The organism is Streptomyces sp. NPDC060366 (assembly GCF_042725135.1).
Classification (GTDB): domain Bacteria; phylum Actinomycetota; class Actinomycetes; order Streptomycetales; family Streptomycetaceae; genus Streptomyces.
Genome location: NZ_JBHXDC010000012.1, coordinates 128,070 through 149,434, shown reverse-complemented (window position 1 = coordinate 149,434; position 21,365 = coordinate 128,070). Strand labels below are relative to the sequence as shown.

Annotated in this window: 22 protein-coding genes; 10 read left to right on the top strand and 12 right to left on the bottom strand. The window is 71.9% G+C overall.

Annotated elements, in window-relative coordinates; genetic code table 11:
• Positions 1-2 precede the first annotated feature (2 nt).
• Together ACFWHU_RS26810 and ACFWHU_RS26805 are read left to right on the top strand one after the other, a co-directional pair.
• On the top strand, positions 3-743 hold the full coding sequence (locus tag ACFWHU_RS26810) for an HAD family hydrolase (RefSeq protein ID WP_385796388.1): 741 nt from the start codon (positions 3-5) through the stop codon (positions 741-743).
• A 185-nt stretch (positions 744-928) separates the two neighbouring features.
• Positions 929-2,008, top strand: a complete 1,080-nt coding sequence (locus ACFWHU_RS26805) for a phosphotransferase (protein ID WP_387227810.1) — start codon at positions 929-931, stop codon at positions 2,006-2,008.
• 42 nt (positions 2,009-2,050) lie between these two features.
• On the opposite strand, the gene ACFWHU_RS26800 is transcribed toward ACFWHU_RS26805, so the two are convergent.
• Entirely contained in the window at positions 2,051-2,839 is a 789-nt protein-coding gene (locus ACFWHU_RS26800; protein WP_387227808.1) for an ABC transporter permease, read from the bottom strand.
• Complete coding sequence (locus tag ACFWHU_RS26795; RefSeq protein ID WP_385796394.1) at positions 2,832-3,794, bottom strand: ATP-binding cassette domain-containing protein; 963 nt, start codon at positions 3,792-3,794, stop codon at positions 2,832-2,834. Before ACFWHU_RS26795 ends, ACFWHU_RS26800 begins: the two co-directional genes overlap by 8 nt.
• Before the next feature lie 138 nt (positions 3,795-3,932).
• Here ACFWHU_RS26795 and ACFWHU_RS26790 point away from each other — a divergent pair, with 138 nt between their 5' ends.
• Genes ACFWHU_RS26790 through ACFWHU_RS26780 form a run of 3 tightly spaced genes read left to right on the top strand, consistent with a single transcriptional unit; the run spans position 3,933 to position 6,998 of the window.
• A complete protein-coding gene (locus tag ACFWHU_RS26790; protein WP_385796397.1) occupies positions 3,933-4,856 on the top strand; it encodes a TetR/AcrR family transcriptional regulator in 924 nt (307 codons plus the stop codon).
• Between the two features lie 9 nt (positions 4,857-4,865).
• Positions 4,866-6,443 carry a carboxylesterase/lipase family protein gene (locus ACFWHU_RS26785; protein WP_387227804.1) on the top strand — a complete coding sequence of 526 codons (1,578 nt, stop codon included), beginning with the start codon at positions 4,866-4,868 and terminating at the stop codon, positions 6,441-6,443.
• Positions 6,444-6,464: 21 nt separating this feature from the next.
• On the top strand, positions 6,465-6,998 hold the full coding sequence (locus ACFWHU_RS26780; RefSeq protein ID WP_385796403.1) for a GNAT family N-acetyltransferase: 534 nt from the start codon (positions 6,465-6,467) through the stop codon (positions 6,996-6,998).
• On the opposite strand, the gene ACFWHU_RS26775 is transcribed toward ACFWHU_RS26780, so the two are convergent.
• Positions 6,979-8,439 carry an MFS transporter gene (locus tag ACFWHU_RS26775; protein WP_387227802.1) on the bottom strand — a complete coding sequence of 487 codons (1,461 nt, stop codon included), beginning with the start codon at positions 8,437-8,439 and terminating at the stop codon, positions 6,979-6,981. The two genes, ACFWHU_RS26780 and ACFWHU_RS26775, sit on opposite strands and share 20 nt — an antisense overlap.
• A gap of 145 nt (positions 8,440-8,584) precedes the next feature.
• Positions 8,585-9,073 (bottom strand): MarR family winged helix-turn-helix transcriptional regulator, encoded by a 489-nt coding sequence (locus ACFWHU_RS26770; RefSeq protein WP_387227800.1) that lies wholly within the window; start codon positions 9,071-9,073, stop codon positions 8,585-8,587.
• An 85-nt stretch (positions 9,074-9,158) separates the two neighbouring features.
• Here ACFWHU_RS26770 and ACFWHU_RS26765 point away from each other — a divergent pair, with 85 nt between their 5' ends.
• The gene (locus ACFWHU_RS26765) at positions 9,159-9,803 is read left to right on the top strand and encodes a TetR/AcrR family transcriptional regulator (RefSeq protein ID WP_387227797.1); all 645 of its coding nucleotides are present in this window, start codon (positions 9,159-9,161) and stop codon (positions 9,801-9,803) included.
• Positions 9,804-9,846: 43 nt separating this feature from the next.
• Positions 9,847-11,931: a HelD family protein gene (locus ACFWHU_RS26760; RefSeq protein ID WP_387227794.1), complete on the top strand. Its 2,085-nt coding sequence runs from the start codon at positions 9,847-9,849 to the stop codon at positions 11,929-11,931.
• Between the two features lie 93 nt (positions 11,932-12,024).
• On the opposite strand, the gene ACFWHU_RS26755 is transcribed toward ACFWHU_RS26760, so the two are convergent.
• The 3 genes from ACFWHU_RS26755 to ACFWHU_RS26745 all read right to left on the bottom strand — a co-directional run bounded on the left by ACFWHU_RS26755 (position 12,025) and on the right by ACFWHU_RS26745 (position 14,123).
• On the bottom strand, positions 12,025-12,669 hold the full coding sequence (locus ACFWHU_RS26755; protein WP_387227792.1) for a dihydrofolate reductase family protein: 645 nt from the start codon (positions 12,667-12,669) through the stop codon (positions 12,025-12,027).
• 108 nt (positions 12,670-12,777) lie between these two features.
• Entirely contained in the window at positions 12,778-13,683 is a 906-nt protein-coding gene (locus ACFWHU_RS26750; RefSeq protein ID WP_387227920.1) for an aminoglycoside phosphotransferase family protein, read from the bottom strand.
• Positions 13,683-14,123 (bottom strand): cytidine deaminase family protein, encoded by a 441-nt coding sequence (locus ACFWHU_RS26745; RefSeq protein ID WP_387227790.1) that lies wholly within the window; start codon positions 14,121-14,123, stop codon positions 13,683-13,685. The genes ACFWHU_RS26750 and ACFWHU_RS26745 overlap by 1 nt, the downstream gene beginning before the upstream one ends.
• 145 nt (positions 14,124-14,268) lie before the next feature.
• Here ACFWHU_RS26745 and ACFWHU_RS26740 point away from each other — a divergent pair, with 145 nt between their 5' ends.
• A complete protein-coding gene (locus ACFWHU_RS26740) occupies positions 14,269-14,763 on the top strand; it encodes a GNAT family N-acetyltransferase (RefSeq protein ID WP_385796417.1) in 495 nt (164 codons plus the stop codon).
• On the opposite strand, the gene ACFWHU_RS26735 is transcribed toward ACFWHU_RS26740, so the two are convergent.
• Entirely contained in the window at positions 14,742-15,512 is a 771-nt protein-coding gene (locus ACFWHU_RS26735) for a GNAT family N-acetyltransferase (RefSeq protein WP_385796418.1), read from the bottom strand. The genes ACFWHU_RS26740 and ACFWHU_RS26735 overlap by 22 nt on opposite strands.
• Before the next feature lie 53 nt (positions 15,513-15,565).
• Complete coding sequence (locus ACFWHU_RS26730) at positions 15,566-16,465, bottom strand: polysaccharide deacetylase family protein (protein ID WP_385796420.1); 900 nt, start codon at positions 16,463-16,465, stop codon at positions 15,566-15,568.
• A gap of 71 nt (positions 16,466-16,536) precedes the next feature.
• Here ACFWHU_RS26730 and ACFWHU_RS26725 point away from each other — a divergent pair, with 71 nt between their 5' ends.
• The gene (locus tag ACFWHU_RS26725; RefSeq protein ID WP_387227787.1) at positions 16,537-17,742 is read left to right on the top strand and encodes an epoxide hydrolase family protein; all 1,206 of its coding nucleotides are present in this window, start codon (positions 16,537-16,539) and stop codon (positions 17,740-17,742) included.
• 9 nt (positions 17,743-17,751) lie between these two features.
• Here the strand turns inward: ACFWHU_RS26725 and ACFWHU_RS26720 are convergent, their stop codons facing one another.
• Complete coding sequence (locus ACFWHU_RS26720; protein ID WP_387227784.1) at positions 17,752-18,924, bottom strand: DUF4037 domain-containing protein; 1,173 nt, start codon at positions 18,922-18,924, stop codon at positions 17,752-17,754.
• 105 nt (positions 18,925-19,029) lie between these two features.
• A complete protein-coding gene (locus ACFWHU_RS26715; RefSeq protein WP_387227782.1) occupies positions 19,030-19,803 on the bottom strand; it encodes an SDR family oxidoreductase in 774 nt (257 codons plus the stop codon).
• 97 nt (positions 19,804-19,900) lie between these two features.
• Here ACFWHU_RS26715 and ACFWHU_RS26710 point away from each other — a divergent pair, with 97 nt between their 5' ends.
• Entirely contained in the window at positions 19,901-20,788 is an 888-nt protein-coding gene (locus ACFWHU_RS26710; protein ID WP_387227780.1) for a sigma-70 family RNA polymerase sigma factor, read from the top strand.
• Here ACFWHU_RS26710 and ACFWHU_RS26705 read toward each other — a convergent pair.
• Positions 20,733-21,338 carry a hypothetical protein gene (locus ACFWHU_RS26705; protein ID WP_387227778.1) on the bottom strand — a complete coding sequence of 202 codons (606 nt, stop codon included), beginning with the start codon at positions 21,336-21,338 and terminating at the stop codon, positions 20,733-20,735. The genes ACFWHU_RS26710 and ACFWHU_RS26705 overlap by 56 nt on opposite strands.
• Between the last annotated feature and the right edge of the window lie 27 nt (positions 21,339-21,365).

Here is a 21,365-nt window from a genome sequence, read left to right as displayed (position 1 = left end):
TCGTGGCTTCTCTTCCGCAGGTTGCCTCCTCCCGGCACCAGGCGCTGAAGCTGGTGCTGAGCCGCGCCAGATGCGTCGTACTGGACCTGGACGGGCCCGTCGTACGGTTCTTCGCCCGGCCCGACGGGTCGCCGGACAGCGTCGCTCCCGCCATCGCCGCCGAACTGCTCGACATCGCGCGGGTGAACGGCACCGTACTGCCCGAACTGGAAGGCGTGGAGGACCCCCACCGGATCCTCACGGTCCATGACCGGCACCCGGGAACCGGCGTATGGCGCAGGGTCGCCCTGGAGATGCGTGACACGCTCGACAGCGCGGAGTGGAAGGCGGCGGAGCACGGCACGGAGACCGACGGTGCCACCGACTTCATCCGGGAGTGGCGGGGGCGGGGGCGGCATCTCTCCGTCGCGTCCAACAACCACCCGGTCGCCGTCACCCGCGTCCTGGAGCGGCTGCGTGTGCTCGACAGCTTCGACGGCCCGGTCGTCGGCCGCGCCCCGGACACCAGGCTGATGAAGCCTCATCCGCACGCGCTCCGGCTGGCGATGGTGCCGGCGGCGGGAGGCCCCGAGCGGCACGTGATGATCGGTGACTCGCGGTCGGATCTCGCCACGGCCCGGGCAGTGGGCATGCCCTTCATCGGCTACCACCGCAAGGCGGGGGCGCGGGAATTGCTCGCCGCCGCGGGCGCCCCCGTGGTGCTGGAATCGATGAGGGAACTGCTGGCTGCCCTCCCGGACTGAGCACGCTGCCCCGGGGAGCGTCCTGTCCCCCTGGTGCCCTCCTCTCGTTTACATGTTCCCTCCCTATTGGGAGTGGTTGAGGGCAAGATGGTGTATAGAGGCGCCGCTTTCGTGCCCCTCCGACCCGACGGACGGAGCGACGTGACCGACCCGAACATGACCGACCCGGTATGACAGTTGACGCGGTGTCCGACGTACGTCGGCGGGCGGCCGGGTTGAGTGGCGGAGACCACGAAGTCGTACGGCCGCTCACGGGCTACCACCACGAGGCGTACGCCATTCCGCTACCGCGGGGGAGCGCGCTCGGTGGCCGCTACGACCGGGCCAATCTCCGGGTCCCGCGGCCGGGGGTGCTCTGGTTCGACAGGCGGTACTTCGCGTCGGAGGACCGGCTCCTGTTGGCGTTGCACGGCCGGATCGACCGGATTCCCGAAGTCATACGCACCGACGGCAGCGGTGTCCTACGGGGTTTTGTCGAGGGCCGGACCCTGGGGACCGGGTGGCCGGGAGGCCGACGGCTGTCCGCGCTTCACCTCAATCAGCTGGGCTCCTTCTTCCACCAGTTGGTCTCCGTCGATCCGTACGGCGCGGACATCGCGCGGGTCCCCGTGGTGGGGCCCGGACCGGACGACGGGGATTCGGCCGCCGCACTGGGACAACTCGTTGACTTCACCGAACGGCGGGTCTACCGCAAGCACGAGCAGCGGTACGGTCCGCTCTTCGCGGCGCTCGGGGTCGTCGGTACGGAGGGCATCGACCGGCTGCGTGAGCGGTCCCGGACCCTGCGGAGACGCCCGTTCGCCCTGCTTCACGGAGATCTGCACCGCGAGAATTTCGTCATCGACCTCGCCGGGGACCTGTGGGTCATCGACTGGGAACTCGCCATGGTCGGCGACCCGCTCTACGACCTCGCGACACACCTCCACCTGATGCGTCACCCGGCCCGCGAGGCCGCCAGGACGGCCCGCATCTGGTGCGACGCGGTGGAGAGGGCGCGGCCCGGCAGCTCGGCCGGCTGGCAGCGGGACCTTCCGGTACTGCTCGCGTACAAGCGGCTGCAGTCCGTCTACACCGACGTCATCCGCGCCGCCCGGTCCCTGGAGGACGACAGTGAGGTGAACCGGCGACGGCTGTCGGCGGTGTCGTGGCGGATCCAGCGGGTCCTGGATACAGCGCGCGAGCCGCTGGGGCCGGTGCCCGTACCGACACGCAGACAGATCATGTCCGCCTACCGGAACTGGCTGGCGGTGACGCCCGCGCGGTGACGTGCCGACCAGCGGTCGCTCACGCCCCAGGGCGGGCCCGGCTCACGCCGTCCGTCTCGCGAAGAGCCGCCCCGACACCCCCACCGCCACCAGCAGGATCCCCCCGCACCAGGCCAGTGCCACCCAGGGGTCCGTGCCCACCGGTTGGTTCAGGAGGAGGCCGCGGAGGGACTCGATCACGGGGGTGACCGGCTGGTTGTAGGCGAAGCCGTGGAGCCAGGGCGGCATCGCGGCGATCGGGGCGAACGTGCTGCTCGGGTAGGTCAGGAACATCATGAAGAACGAGAAGGAGCCCGCCGCCTCCGGGGACTTGGTGAGCAGGCCCACCGCCGCCGCCAGCCAGGAGATCGCCACGATGAAGGCGAGCAGCAGGCCGGCCGCCGCGAGGGCGGCCGGGAGGGTCGGGGTCGGGCGGAAGCCGATCAGCAGGGCCACGCCGAGGACCAGGACCGTCGAGACGACGTTGCGGACGGTGCTGGAGGCGACATGCCCGGCCAGGATCGCCGCGGCGCCGACGTCGAGCGAGCGGAGGCGGTCGATGATGCCGCCTTTCATGTCCTCGTTGACGCTCACCGCCGTGCCGGACGAGCCGAAACCGGCGCAGAGCAGCAGGACACCGGGCACGACGTACGAGACGTACGGCCCGCCCGTGCCGGTGTCGATGGCTCCGCCGAAGAGGTAGACGAAGATCAGCATCAGCATGACCGGCAGCATCAGCGAGGTGAAGACGGCGTCGACGTTACGGCTGCTCAGCCGGATCGAACGGCCCGTCATGACAAGGGTGTTGTTCAGCGCCCGGCCGGCCGGGGTCATCGTCGCGGCGTCAGACATGGGTCGGCTCCTCAGGGGTCTTCGCCCGGCCCGTCAGGGCCAGGAACACGTCGTCGAGCGTCACGCTGTGCACGGCGAAGCTCACGACGTCGCGGCGCGCCGGATCGACCTCGTCCAGCAGCTCCCGTACCCGCGTCGCCGTGCCGTCCGTCGGGAGGCCGAGCGTGAGTGTGTCGGGGGAGCGCCGTACGGCGAGCGGCGCGAGGCGCTCGTACGCCGCCACGTCGGCGACCACCAGATCGAGACGGTGCCCCGAGACCCGGCTCTTCAGCTCCGGCGCCGTGCCCTCGGCGACCAGCCGGCCGCCGTCGAGTACGGCGATACGGTCCGCCAACTGGTCCGCCTCCTCCAGGTACTGGGTGGTGAGGAAGACCGTGGAGCCGCCCGCCGACAGCTCGCGCACCACCTGCCACAGCTCCTGCCGGCTGCGCAGGTCGAGCCCGGTCGTCGGCTCGTCGAGGAAGATGACCTCCGGCTCGCCGACCAGCCCGGCGGCCAGATCGAGCCGCCGCCGCATGCCGCCCGAGTACGTACGGGTGAGCCGCCGCCCGGCGGCGCCGAGGTCGAACCGCTCCAGCAGATCAGCGGCCCGGCGGCGAGCGTCCGCGCGTGACAGGCCGTGGAGGCGCGCCATCATGCGCAGGTTCTCCTCGCCGGTCTGCTTCTCGTCGACCGAGGCGAACTGGCCGGTCAGGCTCACGGCCCGGCGCACCTGACGCCGCTGGGTCCGTACGTCGTAACCCGCCACCCGGGCCGTGCCGCCGTCGGCGTCGGCGAGCGTGGCGAGGATCCGTACGGCGGTGGTCTTGCCGGCGCCGTTCGGGCCGAGGAGGGAGAAGACCGTGCCGCGCTCGACGGACAGGTCGATGCCGTCGAGCACCTTCACCCGCTCGTCCCCACGCCCGTAGGACTTCTCCAGACCGATGGCGCTGATAGCTCGTCTCTGGGGGCTCATGGCCACCGCTCCTCCGTCGCACGCAATGGCTTGACGCCTTATGCGTAGCCCTTACGCTTGATGTGTAAGGGTTACGCATAACTAGGATGGCGTCAAGCGGGAGCGGCAGCACGAGCGGGGGAAGGCGGAGGCGCGGACGTGGCGGACGAGAGCACGGAGGAGAGCACGGGGGAGAACGGTGACGGCGGTACGGGGCTGCCGCCCAGCATCGAAGCCGCCTGGGGGCTGCGCGAACGCCCGACGAAGGGGCGCAAGCCCGGCCTCAGCCTGGCCCGGATCGTCGACACGGCCGTCACCGTCGCCGCCACCGAGGGGCTGCCCGCGGTCTCGATGGGCCGGATCGCCAAGAAGCTCGGCGTCTCGCCCATGTCGCTCTACCGGTACGTGGCGGCCAAGGACGAGCTGTACGTACTGATGCAGGAGGCGATCATCGGCGACCCGCCGGCGCTGCCCGCGCCGGGCACCGACTGGCGTACGGCGATGGCCGAGTGGGCGTGGGAGATGCGCCGGATCTTCTACGAGAACCTGTGGGCGCTCCGTATCCCGGTGTCCAGCCCGCCTGCCACGCCCCGGATGGTGGCCTGGTGGGAGTGGGGCCTGGTCGCGCTGGAGGGGACCCGGCTCGACTGGAGCGAGAAGCTGTCGGTGATCCTGATGGTCAACGGCTATGTGCGGCACGAGGCGACGCTGATGGCGGACCTGGCCGCCGCCGTGGCGGCGAGCGGCAGATCGGCGGACGCCGTACTCGCCGGATACGGGCACACGATCCAGAAGCTGGCCGACCCGGCGCGCTTCCCGTCCGTCGCGGAGATGCTGGCGGCCGGAGTGATGGACGTACCGGAGGAACCGGAGAGCCCCGACCACGAGTTCGTCTTCGGTCTTGAGCGCATGCTGGACGGCATCGACCTGCTGGTGCGCGAGCGGGGCGGGGACAGCGGTGTGGGCGCCAACAGGGGTGTTGGCGGGGGCAGGGACGAGGGCAAGGGCGGGGACAGGGGTGTGGGCCGGGACACGGCCACGGGCGGGCGCGGCGGTGAAAACGGCGCAAAACCCGTCGCATAAAGTGCCTGGGTGGATCATCTCTTCTCGACAGTCAACGGGCGGGTACGAGGCCGCCGGACCGCCTCCGACGTGGTCGCGGTGCTCGGTATCCCCTACGCCGCACCGCCGTTCGGCGCCGACCGGTTCAAGGCGCCCCGGCCCGCGCCCGCCTGGCAGGGCGTACGGGAGTGCGTCGACTTCGGGCCGATCGCGCCGCAGTCGGCGGAGCTTCCGGGCATGCCGGCGTGGTCGCCCGGCGACGAGGGCGTGCTGAATCTCAACGTCTGGACGAGTGACGGGTCGGACAGTTCGGCGGGCGACGGCGACGGCGCGGCCGAGGACGCGGCCGAGGACGCGGCCGCCCGGCCCGTGTTCGTCTGGATCCACGGTGGCGCCTACACCTTCGGCGCCTCCGCCCAGCCGGACTTCGACGGTACGGCGCTGGTCCGCGCCGGACTGGTCGTCGTCACCCTCAACTACCGGCTCGGCTTCGAGGGCTTCGGCCACATCCCCGGCTCGGGCGCCCCCGGCACCGACTTCCCCGAGAACCGTGGTCTGCTCGACCAGATCGCCGCCCTGGAGTGGGTGCGCGACAACATCGCGGCCTTCGGCGGCGACCCCGCCAACGTCACCGTCGCCGGGCAGTCGTCGGGGGCGTCGTCCGTCGCCTGTCTGACGGTGATGGACCGGGCGCGCGGGCTGTTCCGCCGCGCCGTCGCCCACAGCCTGGTCGGCCCGGTCTACCCGCCCCGGCTGGCCGCCGAGACCACGCGCCGCGTGGCAGCCGCCGCAGGAGTCCCGGCGACCGCCGAGGGGCTGGCGGTGGCGACCCCGTACGACCTGGTCCGCGCGTCCGACCAGGTCGTCGCCGACTTCCGCGCCGACCCGGCGGCGGGGGCGCGGCACTACGACCCGGTGCTGTACGGCCCGGTCGCGGACGGGGTCCTGCTGCCCGCGGACCCCCTGGCCGTCGAAGCGGCGGACCGCGCCGACGTCGACCTGCTGGTCTGCCACACGACCGAGGAGTACTGGCTGCTGGACGCGGTCGGCAGCAGCAAGAGGATCACGACGGACAGCCAACTGGACCAGTTCGCCGAGGACTTCGGGCTGCCCGGCGATCTCGTACCGGCGTACCGGGCGCTGATGCCCGACGCGCCGGTGCTCGACCTGTACCTCGCGATCCACGGCGACATGTCCTTCGGCGAGTACAGCAGCCGGTTCGCCGAGCGCCACGCCGCCTCGGCCGGCGGCGGCCGGACGTATCTGTCGCGCTTCGCCAGGCGGCGCGTCACGAACAGCGGAGTCGTACGCCCCTGGCACTGCGCCGACGTCCCCTTCGCCTTCGGCACCCTCGCCGACCCCGCACTCGCCTTCCTCATCGGCGGCCCCCCGCTCCCCGAGGACCACGAGCTGTCGCACCGCATGGTGCGGGCGTGGGCGGACTTCGCCGCGACCGGGGATCCGGGCTGGCGGCCGCTGGACGCGGACGGCGGGCCGGAGCACGTACGGATCTGGGGCTCAGGGGCCGGGACGGTGGCCGACGGAGGTCTGTACGGCGCCTTCCGCGCCGCATGGCGGACGGCCGACTACGCGCGCGTCCACCCCTGACGGGCCTGACAGGATGGGCGCATGACCGAGATCCGCACGCCCCGCCTCCTCCTCCGCCGCTGGACCGACGACGACCTCGCCCCCATGGCCGAGATCAACTCGGACACGCAGGTCATGCGCTGGATCGGCGACGGCTCGGTCCGCGACCTGGACGAGACCGCCGAGGACATCGAGCGCTGGGAGGAGGAGTGGGACGAGGAGGGCTTCGGGCTGTTCGCGGTCGAACTGCTCGCCTCGGGCGAACTGATCGGGTTCACCGGCCTCTCCGTGCCCGAGTATCTGCCGGAGGTACTGCCGGACGTGGAGATCAGCTGGCGGCTCGGCGCCCAGTTCTGGGGCCAGGGCTACGCCTCCGAGGCCGCCCAGGCCGTGCTGGAGTTCGCCCTCCAGGACCGGGGCCTCGACCGCGTCGTCGCAGTGAACCGGATGGGCAACGACGAGTCCGAGAACGTGCTGCGCAAGCTGGACCTGGTCCTCGAACGTGAGACGAAGCACCCGCAGTACGGCTTCGCGCTGAACATCCACTCCATCGACCTCACCGAGTACGAGGCCTGAGCACCGCGAACGCCACGGCGAACGCGGCCACCAGCAGCCCGGCCCCGACGCCGAAGGCGAGGTGGTAGCCGCCGGTCAGCGCTTCGGCCTCGCTCGCGCCGCCCGCCAGCATGCGCTCGCTGCGCGAGGCCGCCAGGGTCGACAGGACGGCGACGCCGACCGCCATTCCTATCTGCTGCGCGGTGTTGAACAGACCCGACGCCAGCCCCGCGTCCTCCTCCCCGGCGCCGGACATGCCGAGCGACGTCAGCGCCGGGAGGGCGAGCCCGAAACCGGCGGCAAGCAGCATCAGCGGCAGCAGATCGGTCACGTAGTCGGCGTGCACAGGCACCCGGCTCAGCAGTACGAGGAGCGTGATCAGCAGCAGGAGGCCGGTCAGCAGCACGTTCCGCTCGCCGAAGCGGGCGATCAGCCGGGCCGAGACACCCAGTGACACGGCGCCGATGACGATCGCGGCCGGGAGCATCGCGAGGCCGGTCTCGCCCGCGCCGTATCCGAGCACCCGCTGGAGGTGCAGCGCCAGGATGATCTGGAACGAGAACAGTGCGGCGACCATCAGCATCTGGACGGCGTTCGCCCCGACCACGGTGCGTGAACGGAGGATCCGCAGCGGCATGAGCGGGGTCCTGGCGGTCGCCTGACGGGCGACGAACGCGCCGATGAGGGCGACGGCGAGGGCGCCGAGACCCAGGGTGTGGCCCGAGACCCAGCCGTACCGCTCGACCTCGACGACGGTGTAGATGCCCAGCATCAGCCCGGCCGTGATGAGCAGCGCGCCCATGACGTCGGCGCCGGCGGCGAGACCGCGCGGGCCGGTCCTGGCGTCTCCGTCGCCGGGCAGGACGCGGACGGCGAGCGCGAGGGCGGCGAGCCCGATCGGCAGATTGATGAAGAAGATCCAGTGCCAGCTCAGGGCGTCGGTGAGCAGTCCGCCCACCACCTGGCCGATGGAGGCACCGGCAGCGCCGGTGAAGCTGAAGACGGCGATTGCCCTGGCCCGTTCCCCCGGCTCGGTGAACAGCGTGACGAGGATGCCGAGGCTGACCGCCGCCGCCATCGCGCTGCCGACACCTTGCAGGAAGCGGGCCGCGATCAGTACGGCGGGCGAGGTCGCGGCGCCCGCCAGCAGCGAGGCGGCGGTGAACACTCCGGTGCCCGCGAGGAACATGCGCTTGCGCCCCAGCAGATCGCCGAGCCGTCCCGCCAGGAGCAGCAGGCTGCCGAACGCGATCAGATAGGCGTTCACGACCCAGCTCAGACCGGCGGGGGAGAAGCCGAGGTCGTCCTGGATGGCGGGCATCGCGACGGTGACGATGGAGCCGTCGAGGACGATCATCAGCATGCCGGAGGCGAGCACGCCGAGTGCGAGCGCGCGGGTGCGTGAGCTCCGGGGCGGGTGCGGGGCGGCGGCTTCGGGTGTTTTCGTGGCGGACTCGGACATGGGTCTCTCCTGTCGGTGGATCGCCTCATGAGGTCGACAGAAAAGACACTAGCGGATAGTTCCGTTGCAGACTATCTCTCTCGGGAGTTCCTTTGGTTCGTCCTGTGCTCTGTGTCCTGCGTCCTCCGCCCGTTGTCTCCGGCGGCTACTTCTCGCGCTGGCGCGCCCGCCTCGCCGTCCCCGGAGTCTCGGACGGAGCGGCCAACTCCCCGCCGGCCAGGCCGTTCATGAACCGCAGGAAGGTCTCGCGGTCCGCGTCGGAGAAGCCCGACAGCGCCTGCCGGTGCACGCCGTCGACGATCTCCTGGCTCCGTACGGCGAGCCGCGCGCCCTCCTTTGTGACCGCGATGATCCGCGCGCGCCGGTCCGTGCCGGACGGTTTGCGCTCGGCGAGCCCGGCCTTCTCCAGGGCGTCCACGGTGACGACCATCGTGGTCTTGTCCATGTCGCCGATCTCGGCGAGCTGGATCTGGGTGCGCTCCTCCTCCAGGGCGTGCACCAGGACGCAGTGCATACGCGCGGTCAGCCCGATCTCGGCGAGCGCGGCCGACATCCGGGTGCGCAGGACGTGGCTGGTGTGGTCGAGGAGGTAGGAGAGGTCCGGTTCGGTGCGGGTGGGCGTCATGGCGGTCATGCTCGTCAGCGTAACAATTCGGTCCGTCGCGGATTATCCGGAAGGGGATCTGATATGGGCTAGGCCGCTGCGTAGCCTTCGTCCCATGGACGAGACAACGGGCGCGGCGGACGGTCTGCGCGAGCGCAAGAAGCGGCAGACGTACGAGCGTCTGTCGGAGACGGCGATCGGACTCTTCCTGGAGAGGGGCTTCGAGAAGGTGTCGGTGGCCGAGATCGCCGCCGCCGCCGATGTCTCCAAGCCGACGCTGTTCCGCTACTTCGCCGCCAAGGAGGACCTGGTCCTGCACCGTTTCGCCGACCACGAGGACGAGGCGGCGCGGGTGGTCGCCGGAGCCGGTGCCGGCTCTCCGCTGGAGGCGCTGCGCCACCACTTCGCCGACGGTCTCGCCCGCCGGGACCCGGTGACCGGCCTCAACGACGATCCGCGGGTGCTGGCCTTCCACGGTCTGCTGTACGGGACTCCGTCCCTCGTCGCGCGGGCGTACGCGTACCAGGGTCGGTCGGAGGCCGCGCTGGCGGGCGCGCTGGCGGCGGCGCGTCCCGCGGCCGGACCGGTGGCCGCGCGGCTCGCGGCCGGGCAGATCGCCGCGGTGCAGCGCGTGCTCGCCGAGGAGAACTGGCGGCGGATCGCGGCCGGTGAGAGCGCCGACCAGGTCTGCCCGGACGCGGTGGCGGCGGCGGAAGTGGGGTTCGGGCAGCTGCGGGGCGGACTCGGCCCATACAACTGAGCCTCGGTATCAAATGTAACCGGGTTGCGTTATTCTCGGTGGAATGACGTCAGTCGACCATGAGCCGAGCCGTGCGCTCGGCGAAGAGCGGACCTACCACGACATCTGCCGTACGGCCCTGAAGGGCATGATCGACGGGGCGGAGGAACGGGTCGTCACCGGCGCCGACGTCTCGGCCTCCGGGGCGGACGCGGAAGTCCTCGGCTACCAATTCCGCAGCCACGCCAAGGAGTTGGCCGAACTCCCGGAAGGCCCGCTGTTCTTCGGCCGGCTGGACTTCGGAGCCGTACACAGCGGTGGCGACCACGCCGGCCAGAGCTACCACATCGGCCGTATCCGGATCAGCGAACATCCCGCGTCCCCACCCCTCGTGATCGACTGGCGCGCCCCGGTCTCGCGAGCCTTCTACCAGGCCCGCGCCGCCGACCCGCAGGGTGTCGCGGTCCGCCGCCGGTTCGGCTGGGCGCCGTGGAGCAAGGGACTGTCGGAGGACCTGACGGGGCTGGAAGACGAAACCCTCCAGAGCGAAGGCCGTGCCGATGCGACGGACGTGACAACGGGCGCGGCGCCGGGCTCGACGACCGGACCGGCCCCCGGCGCGATCCTCGCCGACGAGATCGAGCGCCCCCGCGTCGGCCCGATGCGCGACATCGTCGCCACGATCCAGCCCGAGCAGGACGATCTCGTACGGGACGAACTCACCGTGTCCGTCTGCGTCCAGGGCGCCCCCGGCACCGGCAAGACCGCCGTCGGCCTGCACCGCGCCGCGTATCTCCTCTACACCCACCCCGACCGGATCAAGCGCGGCGGACTGCTCATCCTCGGGCCCAACCGCACGTTCCTCTCCTACATCGCCGAGGTCCTGCCCGCCCTCGGCGAGACGGGCGTCCGCCAGTCGACGATCGAGGACGAGGTCGCTCGCCACCCGGTCAGGGCCGAGGACGACGAGGCCGCCGCGCTCGTCAAACACGACGTGCGGATGGCGGCCGTGCTGCGCCGCGCGCTGTACGGGCGGGTGCGCGCACCCGCCAACTCCCTCGAGGTGCCCGACGGTTCGTACCGCTGGCGGCTGACGGCCGCCGACCTGGAGCGGATCGTCGCCGACGTACGGGAGGAGGCGCCGCCGTACGCGATCGGCCGCGAACGCGTCCGCACCCGCGCCGTACGGCTGATCCAGCAGCAGGCCGAACGGCGCTCGGGCGTCAGGAGCAACGCCTGGCTGCAGAAGATCTCCCGGTCGCGGTCGATGTCCGCGTTCGTGGACGAGGTCTGGCCGAAGGCGAGCCCGGAGGAGGTGGTGGCCGGGTTGCTGTCCGACCCCGCCGGCCCGGCGGAAGGCATCCTCGAACCGGCGGAGTGGCGCGCGCTGACATGGGCGCGGCCCCGTTCCGCACGTACGGCCCCCTGGTCGGCGGCCGATCTGCTGCTCCTCGACGAGGTGGCCGGACTCCTCGAACGCCAGGACAGCTACGGCCACATCGTGGTCGACGAGGCGCAGGACCTCTCCCCGATGCAGTGCCGCGCCATCGCCCGCCGCGCCGGATTCGGCTCGCTGACCGTACTCGGCGACCTCGCGCAGGGCACCACCCCGTGGGCCGCCCGCGACTGGCGTGAACACCTGGCGCAGCTGGGCGCGCCCGATGCCCCGGTGGCCCGGCTGACCGTCGGATTCCGCGTACCCGGCGCGATCGTGGCGCTGACGAACCGGCTGCTCGGCACGTTGGAGGTGGACGTACCGCCCGCGCGGTCGCTGCGCGCGGACGGCGAACTGCGCGTCGAGCAGGTCCCGGAGGCGGCGGCGATGGGTGCGGCGGTGGCCGACGCGGTCCGCGCGGCGCTGCCGTACGAGGGGTCGGTCGCCGTCATCGCCGCCGACACCGACATCGCGCGGCTGCGCGAGGCCCTGACCGGAGCGGGTCTGGCGCCCGCGTCCCCCGGCGAACTCGGCGCCCGGGTCACGCTGTTGCCCGCGTCGCTGGCCAAGGGCCTCGAATACGACCACGTGATCGCCGTCGAACCGGCCACGATCGCGTCATCGGAGCGGCGCGGTGCGCACCGGCTGTACGTGGTGCTGACGAGGGCGGTGTCCCGGCTGCATGTGCTGCACAGCGCGGAGCTGCCGTTCTGAGGCGCCGGGTGCCGGGCGGGGACCTGGCCCGCCCGGTGGCCGGTTCGTCCTCAATCGCCGGGCGGGCTTGAAATGCCGGGCGGGCCGGGAGTGTTACTTCCGCCAGAACAGGTGGTGTGCGACGCCGCTCGCGCTCGGCACGACCTCCAGATGGAACCGGTCGAGCAGATCGTCCGGTGACTCCCAGAGGCGAAGGCCGGAGCCGAGTTCCACCGGTACGACCGCCACGTGCATCGTGTCGACGAGGTCGGCGGCAAGGAACTCCCGGATGGTGGTGACCCCGCCGCCGAGCCGGACGTCCTTGCCCTGCGCCGTCTCCCGCGCCTGTTCGAGGACCGTGACCGGGTCGCCGTCGACGAAGTGGAATGTGGTGTCGGAGAGCGTGCACGAAGGACGTTCGTGGTGGGTCATGACGAACACCGGGGTGTGGAACGGGGGCTCGTCACCCCACCAGCCGCGCCAGTCGTGGTCCTGCCAGGGCCCGCGCTGGGGGCCGAACTTGTTGCGGCCCATGATCTCGGCGCCGATGCCGCGTGCGAAGTCCCGCGTGAAGTAGTCGTCGAGGCCGCGGCTGCCGCCGGGGGCGGTCCGCATGGGCCAGCTCGCCGTGGCGCCTGCCCAGGCGAACAGCCTCCCCGGATCGACGTGACCGAACGGACGATCGAGGCTCTGGTCCTCACCGGCACCGATTCCGTCACTCGAAACGCTGAAGTTCATGACTTTGAGTAGCTGATCCATGTGTTTTCCTCGTCCGGTCCTGTCGCATCCACGTGCGGCGAAGCGCCCCACATCAGGACGTCGAACGGGACATGGCCGGATCGACAGCGGCCCGCGGCTTTTTTCAACCTACCGCGACGCCGTCGCGTGATCCGTGAGGACCTCGGTGATCACGTGTCGCGCGTTCGCCGCGAGCGTCGGGTTGGTGTGGAGGTAGTACGGGAGCTGGATGAGCGCCATCGACAGCGCCCAGCCGCGACCGCGCGCCCACGTCGCGTCGTCCGCGGCCAGGGCGGTGCGGAAGCCGTCGCGTACACCGGCCGGGAGGAGGTTCCACGCGGGGATCAGGTCGGACGCGGGTTCGCCCACCCCCACCGTGCCGAAGTCGATGACTCCGCCGAGCCGTCCTCTCCCGGCGCTGTCCGACAGGAGATTGCCCGGCATCAGATCGGAGTGGACCCACACGGGCGGCCCGTCCCACCCGGGCGCCCGCAGCGAGACCTCCCACGCCGCGGTCGCCGCTTCGGTGTCGATGATCCCGCCCATTTCACGGAGCCGTCCGAGCGCGTCGCGCGTCTCGTCGTCCTGCGCGGACAGCGGCCCGCCCCGGTAGGCCGGCGGCCCGTCCGTGGGGTCGATCCGGCGCAGCGCCATGACGAACTCGGCCAAGTCCGCCGCCATCAGCGCGGGCCGGGTGAGCTGCCCGGCCTCCGGGTTCGCGCCGTCGAGCCAGCGGTGGACCGACCACGGCCAGGGGTAGCCCTCGGCGGGTGTGCCCGCGCCGAGGACGGCGGGGACGGGCACCGGCAGGTGCGGGGCGAGCCACGGCAGCCAGCGCCGCTCCTTCGCCAGGTCCTCGACTCCGCCCTCGATACGGGGGAGCCGTACGGCCATGTCGTCGCCGAGCCGGTACACGGCGTTGACGGTGCCGCCGGACGGGAAGGGCACGACGGGCAGCCCGGCCCACTGCGGGAACTGCGCGGCCAGCAGCCGGCGTACGAGAGCGACATCGGTCGGGACCTCGTCGGCGTGCATCATGCGGGGTCCGTGGGGTCCGTCGGGTGCGCGGCATCCGGGACGCGCTCGTACGCGTACGGCAGCAACTCCCTTACCGGCACGGCCCGCAGGCCGCCCTCCGTTCCCACGACGACCTCGATCCGCGGGAAGTGGTCCAGCAGCACCTGCCGACAGCGCCCGCACGGCGGCAGCACCCCCCGGCCGTCGTTCCCGACGGCCACGACGGCCACGACGGCCGTGAGGTCGTACGCGCCGACGGCCGCCGCCGCACCGATCGTCACCAGCTCGGCGCAGGGGCCGCCGGTGAAGTGGTACACGTTCAGACCGGTGATGATCCGGCCGTCCCGGTCGCGGGCGGCGCAGGCCACGGTGTGGTCGTCGCCCTTGGCGTGGGCCACGACGAGCCGGGTCGCCGCTTCGACGAGTTCGGCGAGGTCATGATCGAGGTCGGCAGTCACGCGACGGAACGGTACTCGCGGGCGCCCGGCGCCCACACCGAATATGGCGCCGGGCGCCCCCGCTACGACCCGGCACGCTTCTGACGTGCGCCGCAGGGCGAAAATCCCGAGCCATGACCCGGCCGCCGCCGGGTAGCGTGCCTATATGCCCGAACTTCAACTGCTCCGACTCGACCACGCTCCGGCACTGCTCGCATTCGAGCAGGAGAACCGGGCCTACTTCACCGCCTCGATCTCCGACCGGGGCGATTCCTACTTCACCGATTTCGCCGCACGGCACGGCGATCTGCTCACCGAGCAGGGCGCCGGACTCCACTACTTCCATGTGCTGGTCAGCGGCGACGGCAGTACGACCGACGAGGTGATCGGGCGCTTCAATCTCGTCGACGTGGCGGACGGGTCGGCCGAGCTGGGGTACCGGATGGCCGAGAAGGCCGCGGGCAAGGGCCTGGCGACGGAAGCCGTCCGGGCGGTCTGCCTGCTGGCCGCCGACACGTACGGACTGACCTCGCTGCGCGCGATGACGACCCACGACAACCTCGCTTCGCGCGCGGTGCTGAACCGTACGGGATTCGTCGCCACCGGCGAGACCGAGGTCGGCGGCCGCCCCGCCACGACCTACATCCGCACGCTGAGCTGAGCGCCCAGCTCCTGGAAACCCAGGGCCGCGGCCACCCTCCGCGACGGATACGGCCGGGCCCGCCACTGCGGCAGCAGACCCGCGTCGAGCGCGTGCGACACCGCGGCCGACGCCACGATCCCCGCCAGCCGCCGGCGCCGCCGGTGCGGGGCGACCAGCACACACACATGGGCGACCGAGCGCGGCCAGGCCACATAACCGGCCGCCGCCACGACGTCCCCGGCACCGTCCCCGGCACCTTCGCCATCCCCGGCCGTACTCCCGTCCGCGGCCTCGCGGAGCAGGAACGCGGGTGAGGTGATCTCGTCCAGGCCGCTCTCGTCCGCGTCGCCCTTCCCGACGCCCGCCAGCAGCGCGGCCAGCGCGGGGCCGTCCGGCGCCGTCCGCTCGACGGTCTGACCCGCCTCATCGGGAAGCGCGGGCACGAACGCGGCCCGGTCCAGGTAGGAGAGCGTGGCGGGTCCCAGCACGTCGAGCACCGGTGCGGCCGTACCGCTCAGCGCCTCGCCGAGCCGGACCGGGTCGACCAGGTCCGCGTACGCCAGCTTCCGTACCGCCTCGTTCAGCGCCTCGGCGCCCCGCGCGTCCGGCGCGGTGACGACGGCGGCGTCGCCGATCCGTACGATCCCGGCCCAGCCCGGCGGACAGAGCCGCGAGCCGGGCGCGGTCACGACGGCGGTGGGGGAGGTGAACTCGACCGGGACACCGGCGAGTTCACTCCACAGCGCGCGGGCGTGGTCCAAGTCCATACCCTCAACGGTAGGGCGGAACGCCGCCGTGGCGCGAGCGACTTCTCCGCGCTTCACCCCCTCGGCAGTTCACTTTCCTCGACCGTCCGCGCGTAGTGCTCGGCGATCTCGTCGCTCGTCGTCAGCCAGACGCCCGGGTGGTTCGCGATGTGCTCCAGCGCCCGGTCCAGGTACTTGTGCCGGAACGGCTGGTTGATGACGAACGGATGCAGCACCAGCGACATCACCCGGCCGCTGTCCGCCGAGTCCTCGTAGAGCTGATCCAGCTGGTCCTCGACGATCCGCACGAAGTCGGGCCCGCTGAGGCTCTTGCCGACGAACAGACTGATGTCGTTGACCTCGATGGAGTACGGAACGCTCAGCATGCCGGGTACGTCGAGCCGGTACGGCTGGTCGTCGTTCGACCAGTCCAGTACATACTCCAGACCCAGCTCGGCGAGCAGCTCCGGAGTCCGGAAGGTCTCGGTGAGCGCCGGTCCCAGCCAGCCGCGCGGGCGCCGGCCGGTGTCCCTCTCGATGGTGTCGACCACCTCGGTGAGATAGGCGCGTTCCTCGTCCCGCTCCATGTCGGCCTGGAAGATGGAGTTGTTCCTGCCGTGCGCGATCCACGCCCAGTCCCGGTCGCGTCCCGCGCGGACGATCTGCGGATAGCGGGTGCCGACGTCGGAGTTGAGCATCACGCTCGCGCGGATACGGTGCCGGTCGAGGCTGTCGATCAGCCGCCAGATGCCGACGCGGGGGCCGTAGTCGCGCCAGCCGTAGTTCAACGGGTCGGGCGCCAGAGCGGCGGTGCCCGCGAAGATGCTCGTGGAGGGGCGGTCGACCTGGTAGTGCTCGACGTTGAGTCCTACGTAGAAGGCGACGCGGGCGCCGTCCGGCCAGTGGATGGGGGGACGTTCGGTGATCGGGCTGTAGCCGAAGAGCTGATTGTCCATGGCCACAGGCTCAGACATTGACATCAGTGTGAGGGTCAAGACGGAAATGGGTGGGGCCGTCCGGGCGGCCGGAATTACGATGCGCCGCTATGAGCCCCACCCCGTCCCGCCCCGACGCCTCCCGCCCCGGCCCTTCCCGTATCGAGCCGTTCCGTATCGACATCCCGCAGAGCGAGCTGGACGATCTCCACGACCGTCTCGACCGCACCCGCTGGCCCGACGAACTGCCGGGGGCGGGCTGGGCGTACGGTGTCCCGCTCGGTCATCTCCAGGCCCTGGCGCACCACTGGCGGCACACGTACGACTGGCGGGCGGCCGAGGCCGAGCTGAACCGGTGGCCGCAGTTCACCACCACGATCGACGGGGCGACCGTCCACTTCGCCCACATCCGGTCGCCGGAGGCGGACGCGACGCCGCTGATCATGACGCACGGTTGGCCCGGTTCGATCGTCGAGTTCGCCGACGTGGCGGGCCCGCTCACCGACCCCCGCGCGCACGGCGGCGATCCCGCCGACGCGTTCCACCTGGTGCTGCCGAGCATCCCCGGCTTCGGTCTCTCCGGCCCCACGCGGGAGAAGGGCTGGGAGTACCAGCGGGTGGCCGCGGCGTTCGCGGAGCTGATGGCGCGCCTGGGGTACGAGCGCTACGGCACCCAGGGCGGCGACTGGGGAGCGGCGATCTCCCGCGAGCTGGGCCGCATCAGACCGGACCGGGTCGTCGGCGTACATCTCAACCTGCTGCCTGGCGGGGGCGCGACGCACGAGCCGAGCGCGGCGGAACTGGCCGCGCTGAGCCCGGAGGAGGGCCGGCGCGCGGTGGCTTCCTGGGAGCGGGGGCGGGAGTTCGCCCGCGAACGCCAGGGGTACGCCGACATCCAGTCGACGCGCCCGCAGACACTGGCGTACGGCCTCACGGACTCGCCGGTCGGCCAACTCGCCTGGATCGCCGAGAAGTTCCACGAGTGGACGGACACCGCCGACGCGATCGACCGGGACCGGCTGCTCACGAACGTGATGCTGTACTGGCTGACCGGCACGGCGGGCTCGTCCGCCCGTATCTACTACGAGCGGGCGCACGCCGCGTACCGGGGGTCGCCGGCCGAGCCGTCCACGGTCCCGACCGCACTGGCCGACTTCCCGCGCGACAACTTCATCCCGCTGCGCCACATCGCCGACCGGACGAACAACATCACGCGGTGGACCTCGTACGACCGCGGCGGCCACTTCCCGGCGATGGAGGTGCCGGAGCTGCTGGTGGGTGACGTACGGGCGTTCTTCCGGACCCTCCGGAGCTGACGCCATGGGTCAAGGAGATCGCGTAGCGGTGCGGGCGAGCGCGTCGACCGCCGCGCGCCGGGGCCCGCACAGCCCGAGGAAGTCCGTGCTGTCCGCCCACTGGTCCACCCCGCCGGTCAGCGGCAGGCCGCGCAGTTCGGGGTCGGTGACGGTCGCCGCGAGGGCCTGTGCGAAGCGTTCGGCGTGCAGGACCTGGAACGGTCTGCTGTGGTACGGCCGACGGGCCGGGTTCACCGGGTCCGCGAGGCCCGTCGCGTTCTGGAGCCCGGCCACGTACTCGTACGCGTCACACAGATGCCGCTCCCGCACCGGGTACTCCGTCGCGGCCAGCGCGCCCGCCAGCGACGGCCGCAGACCGTCGGCGGCCGTGAGCCGCCCGAACGCGCTGCCCAGCCACTTCCCGTACGGGGCGTACGTCCGCTCCAGCAGCAGGCACAGCCGCATCAGATCGCGCACCAGCCGCGCCGCGACGACCGCCGACCCGAGGTCGTCCCCCACCTCGGCGCACCGGCCGACGAGCGCCTCCTCCTGGGAGATCCGCTGCCACTGGCAGGCCAGCAGATGGCGCCACACCTGGTCGGGGTACCACGCCAGCCGCGCCCGTACCGCGCCGAGAGTGCCGACCTCGCCGGGCGTGCGCGGCGTGCGCGGCGTGCCGAGACCGTCGTGGAACACCGCGCCGCCGGTGACCTCCGCGAGCCGCTGCTGTGGCATCGCGAGCCAGTCGCGGACCGTGGGCCCATCCGCCGTCGCCGCGTTCACGCCGAGCTGGGTACGCAGCCAGTCGCCGAGGCCGTCGACCGACACCCGGTGGTTGACCGCGCCGTCCGTCAACTCCATCCGACCGATGGGGACTTCGGGATCCGCGTGCCGGAAGTGCGTGGGCCAGCCGCGTACGTGCTTCGGCAGCCGCCGCGCGAGCAGCCGGTGCAGTTCGGCCCCGTGCTCGGCGGCGTCGTCCGGCGCGAGGAACAGATTCAGCCGCGGCCCCCACTCGTGGTCGGCGGACCGGGCCGTGTCGAACCCCAGCACCTCCGACCCGGAGCCGACCCGCGCGGCGGTGTACCGCAGTCCCGGATACGCGCTGTCGAGGACGGGCCGCACCGCCTCCTCGTAGAGGAGGCGTGACAGGTCGAGACCGGGGATGAAGTCGGCGCCGAGGTGCGAGCGTTCGTTGTCCACGGGCCCACTGTGCCGGAGGCGGACGGGCCCCGGCCACGCGATATGCGCGCCCCCGGCCCCGCTCCAGCCCGAGCCCCCGGCCCCGCTCCCGCCCCCGCGTACGGCTCAGTGCGACGCGCCGCCCACCCGCTCCGCGAGGAAGTCCTCCCAGGTCCGCCGCCCGACGTCGGCCCCGTCGAGGGCCAGATTCGCCCCGGCCCGGAACGCGCGGCCCGCTTTGCCCGGCACCGGGAGCGTCACCATCGGCCGGCGCTTTCCGCTCGCCCGGAGGTAGCCGCCGCACAGTTCCCGGAGCCCGTACACCTTCGGCCCGGCGAGGTCGGCCACACGGCCGGCCGGTTCGCCGAGGGTCAGCTCCACGAGGCGGTCCGCCACTTCGCGGGTGTCGACCGGCTGCATCCGCAGCCCGCCGGGGACCGGGATCACCGGCAGCTTCGCCATGCCGCGCATCATGGTCAGAATCAGATCGTGGAACTGGGCCGCCCGCAGCGTCGTCCAGGGCAGCCCCGAATCGGCCACGGCCCGCTCCGCGCCGAGCTTGGCTCTGGGATAGCCGAGCGGAAGCCGGTCGGCGCCGATGACCGAGATGTAGACCAGGTGCCGTACGCCGGTGCGCGACGCGGCCCGCACCAGATTCCGGGTCGCCTCGTCGTCGCCCTTGGCGGCTCCCGCGAGATGCAGGACGATCTCGGCGCCGTCCACCGCGGCCTCGATCCCCTCGCCCTTGAGCAGATCGGCGGCGATGTACTCGACGCCGTCCTCGGACGCGCGGCCGTGCCGGCTCAGCACCCGTACCGGGTGACCGGTGTCGCGCAGCAGAGGTGTGACAAGGCGGCCGAGGGTGCCCGTGCCGCCCGTGACCAGAATCGATGACGTCATGGTTTCTCCAAGGTCTCGCGGACCGGGTGTCCCGGTCGCATCGGCGGGTTGAGAGGGTCTACTTCAGTGACACCCGGCGAGCGAGGAATGTGACGTGATGGACGAGAGCACTTGGCTTCTGGAGCGTTTCGAGGAAGACCGGACTCGTCTGCGCGCGGTCGCCTACCGGATGCTCGGCTCCGCGAGCGAGGCCGACGACGCCGTCCAGGAGACCTGGCTGCGCCTCAGCGGCGCCGACGCCGGCGGGATCGGGAATCTGCGCGGCTGGCTGACGACCGTGGTGGCGCGGGTGTGCCTGAACATGCTCCGTACGCGCGCCTCCCGGCGTGAGGAACCGCTCGACGTACCGAGCCGGCCGGACCCGGCCGGCTCGCGCCGGGGGGAGTACGACCCGGAGGAGGAGGCGCTGCTGGCCGACTCCGTCGGGCTGGCACTGCTGGTGGTGCTCGACACTCTGACGCCGGCCGAGCGGCTGGCGTTCGTCCTGCACGACATGTTCGCCGTCCCCTTCGACGACATCGCCCCGATGATCGAGCGCTCCCCGGCGGCGGCGCGACAGCTCGCGAGCCGGGCGCGCCGCCGGGTCAAGGGGGCCTCGCCGGTGCCCGAAGCTGATCTGGCGCGCCGCCGCCATGTCGTCGAGGCGTTCCTGGCGGCGTCGCGGGGCGGCGACTTCGAGGCGCTGGTCACGCTGCTCGACGCGGATGTGATCCTGCGCGCGGACCGGGCGGCCGGCCCCACCCCCGCACCGCTGCTGCTCCGCGGCGCCCAGCAGGTGGGCAAGGGCGCGTCGATGGCTGCGGAACGGGTCAGGTTCACCCAGTCGGCGCTGGTGAACGGGTCGCCGGGGCTGGTGATGGCCCCCGGCGGACGGCTGTTCCTGGTGCTCGCCTTCACGATCAGGGACGACAAGGTCGCCGAGATCGACATCATCGCGGACGCGGACCGGCTGGAGCGGGTGGAGGTGGCGGTCCTCGACGCGTGAGGGCGGGTGCTGGTGGCGGTCGGTCCGGCCAGGTCGGTCGGTCCGGCCAGGTCGGTCGGTCCGGCAACGAGGACGCCTCGCCGAACCCGGCCAGCAGCTGGATCGGCCACTCGGGATCGGCCTGGCCGACGGCGAGTGCCAGCCATCGGCCGGCAGGAGTCGGCCGCCACACGCGCATGCTGCCCGCGAGTCCGCACAGGAAGCCCATCGGCTCGGGCACCACGAGATCGGATTCGGGACCGAGGCCGGGATCGTGGCTGTCGACTCCGAGGTAGGGGGAGAGATCGACGGTCTCGGGCTCGCCCCAGCGACCCGTCAGGATCGCGGCCAGTGCGTCGAAGGCGGCTTCGATCTCCCGCTCGGCCTCCTCCACGATCTCCTCACCGCGCTCCTCCCAGAAGTCGCGGCTCTCCGTGAGTACGGCCACGTGGTAGCCGGGACCGCTCCAGATGTCGTCCTCGGTCCGTTTCTCCTCGCGCTCGGGGAACGGCAGGGCGTTCAGGCTGTCGATCATGGACAACTGGTCTCGCGTGGAGGGCGCCGGGTGCATGGGCGGAGCCTAGAACGCGACCGGCGA

Coding starts and splice junctions, on each gene's coding strand:
- ACFWHU_RS26800 (WP_387227808.1), bottom strand. CDS start 2,839: ATGTCTGACGCCGCGACGATGACCCCGGCCGGCCGGGCGCTGAACAAC.
- ACFWHU_RS26795 (WP_385796394.1), bottom strand. CDS start 3,794: ATGAGCCCCCAGAGACGAGCTATCAGCGCCATCGGTCTGGAGAAGTCC.
- ACFWHU_RS26780 (WP_385796403.1), top strand. CDS start 6,465: ATGACCGAGATCCGCACGCCCCGCCTCCTCCTCCGCCGCTGGACCGAC.
- ACFWHU_RS26775 (WP_387227802.1), bottom strand. CDS start 8,439: ATGTCCGAGTCCGCCACGAAAACACCCGAAGCCGCCGCCCCGCACCCG.
- ACFWHU_RS26770 (WP_387227800.1), bottom strand. CDS start 9,073: ATGACCGCCATGACGCCCACCCGCACCGAACCGGACCTCTCCTACCTC.
- ACFWHU_RS26765 (WP_387227797.1), top strand. CDS start 9,159: ATGGACGAGACAACGGGCGCGGCGGACGGTCTGCGCGAGCGCAAGAAG.
- ACFWHU_RS26760 (WP_387227794.1), top strand. CDS start 9,847: ATGACGTCAGTCGACCATGAGCCGAGCCGTGCGCTCGGCGAAGAGCGG.
- ACFWHU_RS26755 (WP_387227792.1), bottom strand. CDS start 12,669: ATGGATCAGCTACTCAAAGTCATGAACTTCAGCGTTTCGAGTGACGGA.
- ACFWHU_RS26750 (WP_387227920.1), bottom strand. CDS start 13,683: ATGCACGCCGACGAGGTCCCGACCGATGTCGCTCTCGTACGCCGGCTG.
- ACFWHU_RS26740 (WP_385796417.1), top strand. CDS start 14,269: ATGCCCGAACTTCAACTGCTCCGACTCGACCACGCTCCGGCACTGCTC.
- ACFWHU_RS26735 (WP_385796418.1), bottom strand. CDS start 15,512: ATGGACTTGGACCACGCCCGCGCGCTGTGGAGTGAACTCGCCGGTGTC.
- ACFWHU_RS26730 (WP_385796420.1), bottom strand. CDS start 16,465: ATGTCTGAGCCTGTGGCCATGGACAATCAGCTCTTCGGCTACAGCCCG.
- ACFWHU_RS26725 (WP_387227787.1), top strand. CDS start 16,537: ATGAGCCCCACCCCGTCCCGCCCCGACGCCTCCCGCCCCGGCCCTTCC.
- ACFWHU_RS26715 (WP_387227782.1), bottom strand. CDS start 19,803: ATGACGTCATCGATTCTGGTCACGGGCGGCACGGGCACCCTCGGCCGC.
- ACFWHU_RS26710 (WP_387227780.1), top strand. CDS start 19,901: ATGGACGAGAGCACTTGGCTTCTGGAGCGTTTCGAGGAAGACCGGACT.
- ACFWHU_RS26705 (WP_387227778.1), bottom strand. CDS start 21,338: ATGCACCCGGCGCCCTCCACGCGAGACCAGTTGTCCATGATCGACAGC.